The sequence below is a fragment of the Shewanella sp. MF08487 genome (assembly GCF_050848685.1).
GTDB lineage: Bacteria > Pseudomonadota > Gammaproteobacteria > Enterobacterales > Shewanellaceae > Shewanella > Shewanella glacialipiscicola.
This window is the reverse complement of record NZ_JBOZPB010000002.1, coordinates 15,728-31,887: the sequence shown is the minus strand read 5'-3', so window position 1 is coordinate 31,887 and position 16,160 is coordinate 15,728. Positions and strand designations below refer to the sequence as shown.

General features: G+C 44.1%; 12 protein-coding genes. 1 reads left to right on the top strand and 11 read right to left on the bottom strand.

The genetic code is table 11. The annotated features are described in order from the left end of the window. Window positions 1–44: 44 nt before the first annotated feature. From ACRN9H_RS01460 to ACRN9H_RS01410, 11 genes are all read right to left on the bottom strand, one after another. Window positions 45–620 carry a DUF2878 domain-containing protein gene (locus ACRN9H_RS01460; protein WP_432312150.1) on the bottom strand — a complete coding sequence of 192 codons (576 nt, stop codon included), beginning with the start codon at window positions 618–620 and terminating at the stop codon, window positions 45–47. Between the two features lie 48 nt (window positions 621–668). Further along, window positions 669–1,922: a class I SAM-dependent methyltransferase gene (locus tag ACRN9H_RS01455; protein WP_432312149.1), complete on the bottom strand. Its 1,254-nt coding sequence runs from the start codon at window positions 1,920–1,922 to the stop codon at window positions 669–671. 1 nt (window position 1,923) lies between these two features. Next, on the bottom strand, window positions 1,924–2,718 hold the full coding sequence (locus ACRN9H_RS01450) for a DUF1365 domain-containing protein (protein ID WP_432312345.1): 795 nt from the start codon (window positions 2,716–2,718) through the stop codon (window positions 1,924–1,926). 26 nt (window positions 2,719–2,744) lie between these two features. Beyond that, complete coding sequence (locus tag ACRN9H_RS01445) at window positions 2,745–3,995, bottom strand: NAD(P)/FAD-dependent oxidoreductase (RefSeq protein ID WP_432312148.1); 1,251 nt, start codon at window positions 3,993–3,995, stop codon at window positions 2,745–2,747. Beyond that, on the bottom strand, window positions 3,995–4,774 hold the full coding sequence (locus tag ACRN9H_RS01440; RefSeq protein ID WP_432312344.1) for an SDR family NAD(P)-dependent oxidoreductase: 780 nt from the start codon (window positions 4,772–4,774) through the stop codon (window positions 3,995–3,997). Before ACRN9H_RS01440 ends, ACRN9H_RS01445 begins: the two co-directional genes overlap by 1 nt. Window positions 4,775–4,791: 17 nt before the next feature. Beyond that, the gene (locus ACRN9H_RS01435) at window positions 4,792–5,238 is read right to left on the bottom strand and encodes a nuclear transport factor 2 family protein (RefSeq protein ID WP_432312147.1); all 447 of its coding nucleotides are present in this window, start codon (window positions 5,236–5,238) and stop codon (window positions 4,792–4,794) included. 23 nt (window positions 5,239–5,261) lie between these two features. Further along, complete coding sequence (gene phrB / locus ACRN9H_RS01430) at window positions 5,262–6,746, bottom strand: deoxyribodipyrimidine photo-lyase (protein ID WP_432312146.1); 1,485 nt, start codon at window positions 6,744–6,746, stop codon at window positions 5,262–5,264. Further along, entirely contained in the window at window positions 6,733–7,761 is a 1,029-nt protein-coding gene (locus tag ACRN9H_RS01425) for a MerR family transcriptional regulator (RefSeq protein ID WP_432312145.1), read from the bottom strand. The genes phrB and ACRN9H_RS01425 overlap by 14 nt, the downstream gene beginning before the upstream one ends. A 54-nt stretch (window positions 7,762–7,815) precedes the next feature. Further along, entirely contained in the window at window positions 7,816–8,769 is a 954-nt protein-coding gene (locus ACRN9H_RS01420) for a YbgA family protein (protein WP_432312144.1), read from the bottom strand. A gap of 391 nt (window positions 8,770–9,160) precedes the next feature. Beyond that, a complete protein-coding gene (locus tag ACRN9H_RS01415; RefSeq protein ID WP_432312143.1) occupies window positions 9,161–10,399 on the bottom strand; it encodes a DEAD/DEAH box helicase in 1,239 nt (412 codons plus the stop codon). 102 nt (window positions 10,400–10,501) lie between these two features. Next, window positions 10,502–13,183, bottom strand: coding sequence for a putative bifunctional diguanylate cyclase/phosphodiesterase (locus ACRN9H_RS01410; protein ID WP_432312142.1), 2,682 nt, complete (start codon window positions 13,181–13,183; stop codon window positions 10,502–10,504). A gap of 492 nt (window positions 13,184–13,675) precedes the next feature. Here ACRN9H_RS01410 and ACRN9H_RS01405 point away from each other — a divergent pair, with 492 nt between their 5' ends. Then, on the top strand, window positions 13,676–16,093 hold the full coding sequence (locus tag ACRN9H_RS01405; protein WP_432312141.1) for a Lon protease family protein: 2,418 nt from the start codon (window positions 13,676–13,678) through the stop codon (window positions 16,091–16,093). The last annotated feature ends 67 nt before the right edge of the window (window positions 16,094–16,160 follow it).

The window sequence follows — 16,160 nt, the reverse complement described above, 5'->3', positions numbered from 1 at the left end:
ATTACCCATGTTTAGCCACGCTACTGCGACCGATTCAATTACCGTCAAAATACCTTGAAAGAGCGAGCTTTAGAACGACGATTAAAACCATAGGGATTAGCACATTGAACTGCAAATGGCAGTAAAATAGACCAAACAACAAAGAGGATTAATACAGAAATCACAGTGCCATAGGGTAAGAGCACCGCATCAAATTTTGCCCCAGCCAAATAACTTAACGAGCCAAATATGCCGCCGATTAGCGCCTGAAATATTAGTGGTAAAGGCCGCATAAAAGCCAAGCTATGATTCAAACTCAACGCAAAGTGCAACCACAGACAGCCAAGCCACCAAGGGAAAACAGCAAACTCAAACACGCCTAAAACTGACAACACTGTGTCTATGCCTATTCCCAAAGCAGCAATCTTCAACATCAAGCCCAAATCTATTTTACGATACTGACTCTTTCCCGATGAAGACAATAAAATAAAATGCACGAATAACAGCGGTATTGTCAGCAAAAGCGACAAATTAAGCCAAAGCACACTAGACCACCATACGACTTGAAAACTAAGGGCATTGTAGAGAACAAAACCCTGATGTTTCGGAAGATGACGAGAGTTAGCTAACATCGATTTCATTTTTTCCTCACTGATACCTAAGTAACCTGATGTGATGGTCTCCTCCCACTACAGTGATTGTGCTACGGGCAGACGATAATCAGGACGCACCGCAACCAAATGGACAGTGCTAGTCGTACGCTCTAAAAATCCACCTTCACAATAACTTAAGTAGAATTTCCACATACGGATAAAGTCTTCGCCATAGCCTAATGTGCGGATTTCATCTAGGGCATGGTCAAAATTCTCATGCCAATGCTTTAAGGTTCTAGCGTAATCAAGCCCCATATCATTGAGCGACCAAACCACCATATCCGTTTGCTTGGCAATATGACCCGCCATTTGGCTAACCGAAGGTAAGCAGCCACCAGGGAAGATATAACGTTGAATAAAATCAACGCTTTTGCGATAGCTATCGTAACGTTGGTCAGCAATCGTAATGGCTTGCAGCAACATGCGCCCATCAGGTTTTAACAATGATTCCAACTTTTTAAAGAAACCGGGTAAATATTCATGCCCCACTGCTTCAATCATTTCGATAGAAACGACTCTGTCATATTCGCCCGTAAGATTGCGATAATCCTCCGTTAACAGGGTAACTTTATCGCTTAATCCTTCCTGTGCGACACGCGCTTTGGCGTAGGCATATTGAGCATCAGAAATCGTTGTCGTCGTCACATGTACGCCATAATGTTTGGCCGCATAAATAGCCAAAGCTCCCCAACCAGTACCGATTTCCAATAGAGTTTGGCCCGGTTGTAAATCGAGTCGCTCACAGATAGTCATTAACTTAAACTGCTGCGCCTCTTGTAAACTGGCTTCTTCATGGGGATACAGCGCACTTGAGTACAGCATTTCTCGGTCAAGAAATTGCTCATACATGGCATTACCTAAATCATAATGGGCAAGAATATTACGCTTTGAACCTTCTTGTGAATTACGATTAAGTACATGCTTAACTCGGTTTATCGTGCCTGTTAACCAAGAGAATTTGGCCTCAATCCTATCAAGCAAAGCTAAATTACGGGCAAACAATTGCACCACTGTGGTTAAATCTGGACTGGTCCAATGGCCTTGGATATACCCCTCCCCCGCGCCAATAGAACCGGCAAGCATCACTTGACGATAAAAACTCGGATGCTTAACCACCAAAGTGGCATGCAAATCAGTTTGAGCCTCACCAAAACGATAACTCTTATCGCCTTCAACTAAAGTTAAACAACCATGAGGTAAGCTTTCAAGCGCCTTAAGTAACACCTTACGCGCAATACTGTCGGGCAGTTTCTCTGTGGTGATTGAGGTTTGCGAAGCAGTATTTTCCATGTTATTTCTCCATCTGAGCTGGATGCGGCACAAAAGGCACACGTTTGAAAAAGAGTTTTAACGCTTGCCAATAAATCCCGAAAAAGATCTTAAGCGTCATAAAAGGGAAGCGAAACAGAAGCGTGCGTAAATTCTTGGCGTTGATAGGTTGACGTTTCATCACTAAATTGGCGTTAAACAGTTTTTTACTGTCCTCTTGCGCCGACTGGTTTTCAATACCAATATTCAAGCGCTCACTTGGGGCTGACACGTGCCAGAGATAACGCATGTCCAATGACATAAAAGGTGATACGTGAAAAACCTTGTCAGAGGCTTTTGGCGTTGTTAAATCCACCAAATAACAATGACGTTGATCCCAAGGGGTATTACTCACTTCTGCGAGCATGTATAACGGTGTTTGATTTTGATAACAAAAATAGAAGTTAACTGGGCTGAAATAAATACCAAAATGACGTATCTGACCAACAAACAGTACACGGTCACATGGTTTAGCCCCACCTAACTCAGTCACTTGCGTCAATACTCGGCTCTTGAGTGCTGCCACGCTCGGATCCGCCACGGCAACGGCATTACTTTCATTGGTTTTCTTCGTAAAAGACCTTAAGTAGTCTTGAGGATTAAATCGCAGTAAAGCGCGATGCTGGCTCGCAAAAACTCGTCCCATAGCACTAATTTTATCGACTTCATCTAAATCGATGGCCATCAGCGCCATTTCGTAGTCAAAACTATGTTTAATCGGCGTAAAACGGCTGTGAGACACAGTGCCATAATAAATACTGCTATTAAGCTCTCCCATATTGAGCTCTGGCATATTAAGAAGTGTCATAGGCTGACCCCAAAATGTGCGCACACATCAAGTGCACTGCGTACACCATCTTCATGGAAACCGTTGTGCCAATAGGCGCCTGCAAAATGAGTATGGTTTTGACCAGAAATCTCTTCACGACGACTTTGGGCTTTAAGGCTAGCCTCGTTAAATACAGGATGAGCATAGTTAAAACGGCGCAGCACTTTGGACGTATCAATCAATTCTGACTGATTTAAAGTGACGCAAAAAGTCGGCGCATTGGCAGGTAACTGCTGCAGAATATTCATGTTGTAAGTCACTGAAGCTGGACGCTTTGCATTGCCGTCTAAACGATAATTCCAACTTGCCCACGCGGCTTTGCGCTTTGGCAAAATGGTAGTATCCATGTGCAATACAACATCATTATCTTGGTAACTTAAATCACCCAGAATGGCCTGTTCCGCGGCTGTCGGATCCTTTAACATCCGCAGCGCTTGGTCGCTATGACAGGCAAGGATCACCTCATCAAACTCCAACCACTGCCCGTTAACCTGTAATTTAACGCCATTGCCATTGCGTTCTATAGCCGTGACCGGAGAATTGAGGCGGATATTGTCTTTAAAGGGGGCAATTAAATCCGGAATATAACTACGAGAGCCACCTTTTAGCACATACCATTGCGGCCTATCACTGACATTTAATAATCCGTGATGTTCAAAAAAACGGATGAAAAACTTTAATGAAAACGAGCGCATATCTTCGATACTGGAAGACCAAATCGCCGCGCCCATCGGCAAAATATAATGCTCAGCAAAAAAGGACGAAAAGTTCTCACTATCTAAGTAATCACCTAAGTTGCCATCAGGATAAATATCTTGTTGATATATAGCTTTACAGCTTTTGTTAAAACGTAGAATTTCCCTTAAAAAAGCCCAAAAACGCGGATTGAGTAGATTACGCTTTTGGGCAAACAAACTGCCTAAATTGTTGCCATTATACTCAAGCCCAGTGAGCGCATTATGTACGCTAAAACTCATCTCTGTTGGTAATATAGTGACCTTAAGACGCTTTAATAAACGCTCAAACATTGGGTAAGTTCTGTCGTTAAACACGATAAAACCCGTGTCTATGGCATAGGTTTGGCCTTGATGCTCTATATCAACGGTTGCAGTATGCCCACCAATATAATCATTGGCCTCAAATACGGTCACTTGATGCGATTCGCTGAGTAAATGGCCACAGGTTAATCCAGAAATACCGGTGCCGACGATAGCGATATTTTTCATCAGTTCTTGTCCTTAAGCGACTTGGATTGGGTGTCGTTTGCCATCATTTTTTGCCACACAAAGGCAGGCAAAAACGACATCAATTTTAATAAATAGGTAAAGCGGCGCGGAAAATGGATCTCGCGTTTATTGTGTTCGAGTCCGTTACGGATGGCTTTTGAAGCGGCTTGTACACTCACTTGCATCGGCATAGAAAAATCGTTTTGAGCCGTCAGCGGCGTCGCCACAAAACCAGGACAAATTAGACTGACACCAATATCACTCTTAACAAGATCAAGCGCCAAACTTGATGCTAAATACTGCACGCCAGCTTTTGAGGCGCCATAGGCTTCAGCACGTGGAAAGGGCAAATAAATAGCGCTAGAGCTCATCAATCCAATGCGCGAGCCCCTTGGCATTAATGGTAAAAATGCCCCAAGGCAATATCCCATTGCAATTAAATTGGTATGAACAACACGCTCAAATAACGCATCATCAAAGGCTTTAGCATCATCGATGTATTCACAACTGCCGGCATTTAAAATAACTAAATCAAGCTGACGGTCGGTTTGTGTTAATAACTCTGCTAAATCTTGGCCAGCCTGCTGCACTTGGCTGCGCTGGGTAATATCAAAGTTTAGCAGTGTGACAATTCCAAGATCTTTAAGTGCTAACGCTTCAAGTTTTTGCAGGGAGCGGCCACAGGCAATCACATGCCACCCCAGTGCTAAATAATCCTTTGCCAGTTGCAGCCCAATACCCGAGCTAGCACCTGTAATAAGCACAGTTTTGAGTGTCATCGCGTTAATGGCGTTTATCACTTTGCCGCCCTCATTTTAAGCAACCGAATAAGGCCGCCAATAAAAGGCACCTGCTCATATAACATTTGTCCAAGGTCAAAATAATCCCTATGGAAATAGATCTTGTCGTTAAATTTGAGCTGACTCATACCGTCAACACTAATTAACTGACCCTTATTTAGTTTAGGATGGCGGTACTGCATTTGCCAAAAGAGTGAAGCTTGGCTGTCACTCTGCTGCACTTCTTTGATTTCAAATTGAATGTGTTGGACATTCTCATATAACTTAGCGAAGTACTGGGTTAATGACTCAAGACCGCTGATTTGATGCATTGGATCAGTGAAGATAATGTCGTCGCCATACACTTGCCCCAGCAGATGCAGATTATTTTTATTTAACGCCTGATACAGTTCAATAAAATTATCCACGAGTGGATTAGGCTTAATCACGGCACTATTTATCATCTGGTTATTGCTCCAATCCTAATCTAAGTAATCGCGGCTTTTTTTAATACGCCCAACACGGTTAACGCCCTGACTCTTGCGGTGCTGTGGTCAACAATCGCACTCGGATAAGCCGTTTGAGTATTAAATAACGGCGCTTCAAACAAAGACGGTGTTTTGGCTGCACTGGGTTGATGTAATTGCTTAATTCCCCAAGATGCGAGCTCTGGTAAGTACTTACGGATGAAGCTGCCATCTGGATCAAACTTTTCGCTCTGGCTTATGGGATTAAAAATACGAAAATAAGGCTGGGCATCACACCCACAACCGGCAGACCATTGCCAACCGCCATTGTTAGCGGCTAAATCACCGTCAATCAGCTTTTGACGAAAATAACGCTCCCCCCAACGCCAATCAATCAACAAATGTTTCGTTAAAAAGCTGGCAACGACCATACGCAGGCGATTATGCATCCAACCGGTTTGATTAAGCTGTCGCATCGCGGCATCCACAATCGGGTAGCCCGTTCGCCCCTCACACCATGCAGTGAACTCATCGGGATTATTGCGCCACTGCACTTTATCCGCTTGACGATTAAAATTATGATTCTTAGATAAATCAGGAAATGCCACCAGCAAGTGACGATAAAACTCACGCCAAATAAGCTCATTTAACCAAGTTCGAGCTGGGCTAGTATCATCAACAATCACCTCTGGGAAGCGTTGTAGTAGCGCAGCCACGCATTGCCTTGAACTAAGCACCCCTATCGCCAAATAAGGTGATATTGAACTGGTACCATCGATGGCTGGGAAATCCCTATCTTGCTTATAATCCTGAACTTTCTGTTGAATAAATTCTGATAGTAAACGCTTAGCCTGCCCTTCTCCTGCGGCCCATAGTTCGCTTGATAGTTTAAGCGTATTGATAAAGGTCAGCTGCGGTGGCTGATTGATGACTGGCCCAAGCGGCGCAGGAACATCAAGAGGCAAAATGGCTTTACGGGCGGCGATGTCTCGCCACTTACGACTAAAAGGCGTGAAAACCTTATACATGCCACCGGATAAATTAAGTACGCTACCCGAAGCCAGTAAACAATGCTCGTCAGTTAATACCAAAGGTATGCCTGATTCAATACAGGCTTGGTCGCGTAGTTGTTCGTTAATTTCAGGCTCTTTGCCTGCAAATACTCGAGTAACACTGTGTTGCTGGCAATAATCAAGCATAAAACTTGGCACATCGGCAAAGGTATCGAGCTGAATAAGTTCAAATGCAACACCTAAACTCGCTAACCCTTGGGCAAGCAAATTAATATGCCGCTCAATAAAATCTAGCTGAATGGGTGCAACATCATGGTGTTGCCACTGGGTTGGCGTAGCGATGTAAATCGCTTTCAATACAGCCCCATTCACCCTCGCCCAATCACAAGCGGCGGTTAACGCCTGATTATCAGCAAGACGTAAATCCTGGCGAAACCACATCAACGCATTTTGATGCTGCAAAGCCATTGAATGATGTTTAGCTGATGTCATGATTTTTCCTAATCTTGTGATGTTCGCGGTGACTTACTGCGGCGATTTTTTCAGTGTGTTTGATACTTTTGCGAGCCTTGCTCGTCGAGCGAGCCGACACTTGCCCAATTAAGTCTGCAATTGAAGGTGTATAAAAAGCAGATAATGACGTTAAAGTCGGGGTAAATGGGCCAACAAACCGACATGGAAACGTCATTTGCGCTAACACGGCCTGCATTTCTGCTTGTTCAGTGCCCGAGTGATTCGGTTCGGGCAGCAGTAAAAGCGCATCAAGATTAAGCCGACTACTCAACAGTGACACACTCGCAATGGTTTGGTTACCAAGGTCGATAACCGATGCTCGCAGCGCCGCAAGTTCTAATAACAACAACAGTGAAAAAAGTGTTTTCGTGCGTGTAGAATTCGGCGGTGTCAGTGCACCATGGGTTAAATTAATCACAGCGATTCGCGCTGACACCGTTTGACCAGCAAAGGCTGCGCGACCACCGATACGGCTTAGCAGCTCACTCTTTAACCAAGCAATAATTAAGTCAGCGTCGAGTCGATCGACAACTAAATCATCTAACTGATTCAGCCAAGGTTGCAGTAACTTCTCTTTCACAAGTACAAATGGATACAGGCCAACAGCATCATCTAGAATCTGCTGTAACTTATGCTGATTAAAGTCGAATAATGCTGTTGTCAAAGCGGTGATTTGCTCGCCCCAGCTATCAGCAGCTTGGCTTTGAAGCATTTCATTTGATGATTTAGCTGAACGATTCAGCAAAGGTTTAACCTTACTGATCGCGACGCCTTTAGCTAGCCATGTATTGATCTCATGAATTTCTTCAATATTATCGCTGGTATACAATCTGTGGCCCTTGGGCGTGCGCGCAGGGATCACTAAGCCAAAACGGCGCTGCCATGCCCTTAAGGTGACAGCGTTAACCCCAGTTAGCGCCGACACCTCACCTATGGGCAATAATGCATCGCCGTTAGATTCAATGTCGGTAGCGGATGCTATCATCTGTTTCATATTTCAATATCACCCACTCGAACAAAGCAAAAAAGACTGCCTAACAAAGCTTGGCTAGTAGGCATAACGCAGCTTTAATGCCTCAGGATGGGGGTGCAAATACACTTGTTCTTCAATGTAAGGCGTTGGAAATTCGCGCAAATAATGGTTAATAAGTGTAATAGGCACTAATAACGGTAATAAACCTTCGTGATATTTCATTATGGCTTCAGACAGTTCATTTTTTTGCTCTTTACTCAGATGCTTTTTAAAGTAACCCTGAATATGTTGCAGTGTACTGGTGTGATTTTTACGGGTTGCGTTGATTTTCAAGGCGGTCATAAAGCCTTCGAAATAACGGGTTGCGCTTTGTTCTAGATCGTCGATATGCGCCACTATTGGCCCAAGATCGCGATACCATGTAGGGCTATGAGCCATCAGCAGATATTTATAACGGGAGTGAAATTTAACCAATTTATGCTTAGTTAAGCCTTCATGCTTCATTAGCTGCCAATCGTGGTAGGCGTAAACCCGAGTGAAAAAGTTTTCCCGCAGTACTAGGTCATGTAAACGCCCTTCTTCTTCCACCGGCAATAGCGGATAACGTTCCATAAGCTTACGGGCAAATACACCGATACCAGATTTAGAACCATTATTGGTACCAATTTTGTACTCTGTAACGCGTTCCATTCCACAGGTAGGCGACTTAGCGCAAAGTAAATATCCACCGAGAAAGTCCAATTCTTGCACCTTACTCTCACTGTACGCGTTGAGTTTGTCAGTGACATCTAAGCTGCCATCACCGCTTTGCACTAATACGGTTTCACCATCACGGACTAAGCGAATGCTTTTACGCGGCGCCCCGAGGCCAATCGCCATTTCAGGACAGACGGGAACATAATCGAAAAATTGCTTAATCTCTTGATTACAATAGGTCGAATTTTTATGTCCACCATCAAAACGAACCTTCTCGCCTAAAAGGCAAGCACTGATCCCAATCTGAATTCGCTGCGGGTTAAACTTGTACATAAGTAAGCTCCTTGTATAACTATAACTTTCATTACGGCTCATACTTGTACAAGGATCAAGTTTTTGTATAGATATTTTTAAATATTGTTGGATTATCTCCTGTAAAGCGCAAAACATTGCAGTATCGGTGTGCTTTACAGTAAAGAATGGAGTTACAAGATGACTAACCTACACTCAGGATAAGCATATAAACGAGGGGATAAGAGATGAGCCTACCAAGACGAATAGAATAACGAACATTATCAAGCCTAAATTATTTTATTACGCTTGATAATGAGCCGAGCATAGGTTTACATCAGCCAGTTACAACCCCATGCATCATCCATGATATGCAAACAGCTTTACTAATTTAACGCGGTAGATGAGCATCTAATGCTTATTACAATTTCAGCTATCTACTGCCATTTTTGCCTAATGCACGCTTCTTGGCTCGCTGTTTTTGAGCCGCTTTACCGTTGCGTCTTGGCTCAGCTTCCATCTTATTAAAGTCAGGCTCAAAGCCGGGTAACCATTGTTGCGGTAAGCGTTTATCGAGTACCACTTCGACCTCTTCTAGTAACAGGGCGTCATCTTGACTAAAGAGCGTGATAGCCAGCCCTGCACTGCCCGCTCGGCCTGTGCGGCCAATTCGGTGAATATAATCCTGCGCAATAAACGGCAGCTCAAAGTTAATCACGTATTTGAGTTCAACAATATCTAAGCCACGGGCGGCGACATCTGTAGCCACCAGCACTTGAATTTTGCCTTGTTTAAACTCCTGCAATACTTTTTCGCGCGCACCTTGGGATAAATCTCCGTGAAAAGCCTGCGTGATAATATTGGCTTTATTAAGCTGCAAAGCGAGCTTATCGACGCCTTGTTTAGTTCGGCTAAAAATCAACACTTGTTGCCAATTTTTACTGCGCACTAAATGACTAACCAGTTCCGTTTTACGGTCGGCATCAACGGCGTAAACAACTTGCTCAATTTCAGTGGCGGTAGTGTTGCGCTTGGCAACTTCAATCAGCTTGGGATCGCGCAGTAGCGTTTTGCTTAAGCTAAAAATAGCGGCATCTAAAGTGGCAGAAAACAATAATGTTTGTCTGTCTCTGGGCACTTGCTTAAGCACTGCCGTAATTTCATCCATAAACCCCATATCGAGCATACGGTCTGCCTCATCAAACACTAGCATACTCAGTTGGTTAAGACTTAGTACACCTTGTCTGAGATGATCGAGTAAGCGGCCCGGTGTTGCCACCAATACATCAATACCAGCATTAAAAACGGCCACCTGCGCATCAATACTCACGCCGCCATAGGCGATACCGACACGAATATCGCTTCCTTTAGCATACTTAACAAAGCTCTGTTGTACCTGTACCGCCAACTCCCGCGTTGGCACTAACACTAACGCGCGTATCGGCCTAACTGTGGCTAAATCTGGCGAGGGACAAAGTGTTAATAAATGATGCAAGATGGGCAATGCAAATGCGGCTGTTTTACCGGTACCCGTTTGCGCGCCAGCCATAACATCGCGTTTCGCTAAAATGACGGGAATGGCTTCCAATTGGATAGGCGTTGGCGTTTCATAACCCAGATTGGCTAAGGTGCTCACTAACGTGGAGTTTAAGGATAAAACACTAAAAGACATAACAGAGCGCCGCAAAAAATAGTGTGCAGAATTTTAACAGACACAGACCTAAGCGACTAGCGGCATGACGCTAGTCTGTTATGCATTGGGTTTAAGCCCATTTCACGATAAAAATGCGTCGAGATCCTGCGGGAGTTGTGGACGACTAAAGAGATAACCTTGGGCTTGATCGCACTGATTTTGCAGTAGAAAATCGGCTTGCTCTTGGGTTTCAACGCCTTCGGCGATAATTTCGAGCTTCAGCGCATGCCCAAGCGCAATCACAGCTTTAGCGATAGCGGTATTATTGGTATCAAAGGGAATATCCCGCACGAAGGATTGGTCAATCTTAAGTTTGTGGATAGGTAACTTTTTCAAATAATTTAGTGACGAATAACCGGTACCAAAATCATCTACCGATAATTCGATACCGAGATCGCCAAGTCGCTTTAAATCACTAATGGCTACATCTGGGTTTTGCATCATTACACTTTCGGTCACTTCAAGTTCTAAGTGTTTGGCTGGTAAACCCGTTTCAGCTAGAACACGTTTTACATCATCAACAAACGAGCTGCGTTGCAACTGCTGTCCGGCGACGTTCACCGCAATACGGCCAAAGTGTTTGCCGTCGCTAAGCCAGCGCACTCCCTGACGACAGGCGGTTTCTAACACCCATAAGCCTATTTCATGAATAAGACCAATTTTTTCAGCCACAGGAATAAATACCGACGGTGAAATTAAACCAAGCAAGGGATCATGCCAACGCAATAATGCTTCAAAGCCTAAGGTTTTGCGGGTCACTAAATCTAATTTGGGCTGATACATCAGATACAAAGCATTTTGTTCAATTGCGCCATAGAGGGCGCTTTGCAGCTTAAGGTGTTCCAATGACAGTTGAGTTAAAGACTCGGTATAAAAAGCATAATTATTACGGCCATCATTTTTGGCGCGATACATAGCCGCATCGGCGTTACGCAGTAAAGTGGCGGCATCTTGTCCATCGCTCGGGTACAAAGAAACTCCCATGCTCGCGGTTAAACGTAAGTGATCGCCCGTGCTCACAATAAAAGGCTGTTCAAAGACTTGCCGCAATTGATTAATGGCAACCGTAGCATCATCACTACTATCAATCCCCGAAATTAACGCCACAAATTCATCACCGCCAATCCGCGATAACACATCTTGCCCGGCAACTTGACCGCGTAATCGTTTGGCAAGTTCAACCAACATTTCATCGCCTATGCTATGGCCAAAGCTGTCGTTGATATGCTTAAACAAATCGACATCTATCATCACAATGGCTAACTGTATGTTCAGCCGCTTAGCGTGTCGCACTTCTTGTTTGAGCTGCATCATAAACTTCATGCGATTGGGTAAGTGCGTTAGTGGGTCGAAATAGGCTAAGTGCGTGAGTTGCGCTTCATTCTCTTTCTGGGCTGAAATATCGGCAAACACGGCCACAAAATAGCGAATATCCCCCACTTCATCATAGATAGTACTGATAGTGATATTTTGCGGGAAAATAGTACCGTTTTTACGTCGATTCCAAACCTCACCATTCCACTTGCCGTCAGCCAACAATGTGCTCCACAGTGTATCGAAGAATGCTTTATCGTGCCGACCCGAGCTAAAAATCCGTGGATTTTGACCGAGTAACTCTTCCCTCGTATAGCCTGTTATCTCAAAAAACGCGCCATTAACATCAGTAATATTACCGTGTCTATCTGTTACTACAACGCCTTCAAAGGAGTGTTTAAATACATTGGTCGCCAGCGTCAGTTTATCTTCAACGGCTTTGTGCTTTGAAATATTGCGCGTCATCCCGATAACCCCTGCGAACTCACCGGCAGCATTAAACGCAGGCAGTTTTAGGGTTTCTAACCAAAGATGGGGTTTAGGCTCTGCGCCAGCTAAGCACTCAGCGACAATAATAGGCGTACCCGATTCAATCGCAAATCGGTCACCTTCTAGGTAGCTATCTGCTGTATCGGCACCAAAAAGTTCTACATCGGAATGCCCAATGATCTCATTGCGTTGCTTTGCCCATGCTTGTTCGACGCTACGATTACACAAAGTGTATATACCATAGGTATTTTTCATCCAGATATGTTCGTCAAAACTATCAATGAATGATTGTAAATCAATCACATCAATATTATTGGGCGTGCCACGATTGAGCGATTCTGTGGCGTTATGCTGGCGTAATATGTCAGCTAACTGCCGTTGAATACTGTCGCTGACAAGCTTAGTAAGCTGCAATGTTTTAGCATCAACACCCTGTGGCTCATTATGGTAAAAACATAAGAAGCCAAAATTGGCCCCTGATGGCCAAGCAAGTGGGATAAAAATGACACTACCGATAACAATACTGGTGCACCAAGCTGGGTAAAACTGAGTATCCGTAATCAACTCGGCCTCACCCACTAACGCTGATAATTGCGAGGGGGATAAAAATGTGCAGTGCTGATTAACCTCTAGCGGCGACGATTGCAAAATGGGTTCGCTCAAGCTAACTCGCTTATCCTGAATGGTGTTTTGAGCGGCGTAATCTTTAATGTAACGGTCAGTGGTAAATGCAGATGAGGTAGTCGTCGGGTTGGGGTTAGCAATATTTCTGCCACTCAACTGGGTTAGTATTGCCTGTATTTCGTTTTCAACAACGGCGTCTGAACATAACAAACTACTCAGCTCACCCACTGGATTCCATGCTAATAGCGTGGCTTTACAGTTTGATATGCCAGCGATTAAATTTAAGTCAGCTAACCAGAGGTCAAGTTGTTGCTGCGAAATGGGCACATTCATCATCTTATCTAACACCTAGTTACTACTTAATGCACTTGCGGTTAGAACGCTACAGAGCCAAACGTATACTCGATAGAATTCTACAGATAAGCGTTAATCAAACAAAAAACATTCTGTATCTCAATTCAATACACATCAATTAATGCCAATTTCAGCTCCTACACAACGGTATCATATCGGCCTTTACCTACTTTAGAGGTCAAACCATTCACTGTCGTGATACTTGTCTAACGAGCCACACCAATCAAGTTCAATTCAATCAATATTCCCCTAATAACTTTAGCACAAAAAATGAACACACTATTTCAACAAGTTAAATGGCTAACAATGACTTATCCGTTAATGTACTAAGTATAGATACAGTGCCATGCGGTCCTTTTCACGCGAGTGCTCCTTGCCCTACCAACATAAATAGTCAATTACGAATTTATGTTTGACAAAAATGCTATCTTATTGTCTACAATGGAAATAATAAGGCTAAAAATAAGGATACTTATGCCCACTGATGTCGTATCAAGCCAAGCCATGCCACTAAACAGTAAACAACTGTATCGCATTTGCGAACTCGAACAATTAAGCAAAGATTGTCAGTCTACGGCCGAACTCACTCCACTTGACGATATTGTGGGCCAAGAGCGCGCCCAGCAAGCGGTAGAGTTTGCGATGGGGATTAAAGAAAAGGGCTATAACATTTATGCCATAGGTCAAAACGGTTTAGGTAAACGCACTATGATGCTACGTTACTTAAGCCGCCACGAACCCAGCGATCATACTTTGTACGATTGGTGTTATGTGGTCAATTTTGATGATACTCGTAGTCCAAAAGTGCTAAAACTCAATGCTGGCACTGGGCTTGAATTTAAAAAATCCGTCGAAAAATTAATGCTAAAACTGGTTAAAGCTATGCCTTTAGCCTTTGATAACGAAATATATTATGCCCGCACTGAAAAACTCAAAAACCAATTGGCACACAAACAAGAAGTGGCACTCTCAGAACTAACCGAAGAAGCGAAACAAAAAGGCATAAGCCTCAGTTTAACCCTGCAGGGCGACTACCAAATGGTGGCGCTAAATGGTGAAGAACCCCACGACGAAAGCTCATTTGAAGCACTGACAGAAGCTGAACGTAACCAATTTGAAAGTAATATCAATGGCCTTGAAGTTAAGCTGCGCGGCATTATTCGCCAGATAACTGAATGGGAAGAAGAGTTCAGCGATAAACAGCAAGAGCATGACGAGCAAGTTGCCAAAGAAGTGTTAATTCATTTTATTAAGCCACTCAAAGATAAGTTTAAACATCAGCCTGAGGCGCGCACTTTCTTAACGGGTATGCAGGCAGATATCTTAGATAATCTGGACATTTTTTTAGAAGAAAGCGAAGAACAACTGGGCTTAGCTTACGCATCACTTGAAAAGAAAATGCCCCGCCGCTACCAAGTTAACGTTTTGGTCGGCCAAGGCACTCAAAAATTCCCCATAGTCGTTGAAGAAAGCCCGAGCTATCACAGCCTATTTGGCTATGTGGAGAACGCCACATTTAGAGGCACAGTGTTCACCGACTTTTCGCTTATTCGCTCAGGTAGCCTGCACAAAGCTAACGGCGGTGTACTGTTGATGGACGCCGTAAAAGTATTAGAGCGCCCTTATGTGTGGGACGGACTCAAGCGTGCCCTGCGTTCACGCAAACTGGATTTAAGCTCACTCGAACGGGAAGTTTCGCTGTCCGGTACGATTTCACTGGCACCAGAACCTATCCCCTTAGATGTGAAAATTATTCTGTTTGGCGATCATGAAACCTATCAGCTGTTACAGCATTATGATCCTGACTTTAGTGAGTTATTTCGTGTTACCGCCGATTTTGAAGATGTGATGGACAGAACTCCAACCTCTGAGGCGCATTATGCTCGTTTTATTTCTAGCATAGTACACGACAACAATATGTTGCACTGCGATCGTGCCGCCATAGCGCGCATCATTGAATACAGCTCACGGGAAGCTGAGGATCAGCAAAAGCTGTCGCTGCATTCAGCTAATGTAGCTAACCTGCTGCGAGAATCTAACTACTGTGCAAAATCGGCTGGCAGTGAACAAATTTTAGTACCACACGTTGAGCAAGCGCTGCGTAATCAAGAGCAACGAGTCTCGCGCCTACACGACAACATAATGCAAAGCTTTAGTAACGGCACAACCTTGATCAGCACTCAAGGTAAAGTGGTCGGGCAAATCAATGCTTTATCTGTGATATCGACCTCAGATCACCAGTTTGGTATGCCTAATCGCATCACAGCAACCACGGCCTTTGGTAAGGGTGAAGTGATGGATATCGAGCACAGAGTCAAACTTGGAGGGCAAATTCATTCTAAGGGCGTACTGATCTTAACAGCTTACTTGGCCTCGGTTTTAGGCAAAACGGCGCATATCCCGCTCACCACTTACCTCACCTTTGAGCAATCTTACAGTGGTGTGGACGGTGACAGCGCCTCAATGGCCGAATGTTGCGCGATTATCTCGGCTATTAGCGAGCAAGCAATTAGGCAAGATATTGCCATCACAGGTTCGATGAACCAGTTTGGTGAGGCTCAACCCATTGGCGGTGTGAATGAAAAAATTGAAGGTTTCTTCGATGTCTGCAAAATAAAAGGCCGTACACCGGAGCAAGGGGTGATTATTCCAGCCTCGAACATGGCCAACCTTATGCTGCGCAAAGACATTGTCGATGCAGTGGCACAGGGGGAATTCCATATTTGGGCTATTACCCATGTGACTCAAGCAATGGAATTACTGCTCGGTAAAACCGCAGGAAGTTTGCAGCAAACGGCCGCACCTAGCCAAGGGCAATATTCTCCCGAGAGCATTTTCGGCATCGCTCAGCAAAAACTCACCGCACTCAGATCCTTAGTTAAGACGGATTAAATAAAAGGCACGAGATAAACAAAAAGGGTTAGCAAATGCGAACCCTTTCTTTATTAAGTTATTCAGC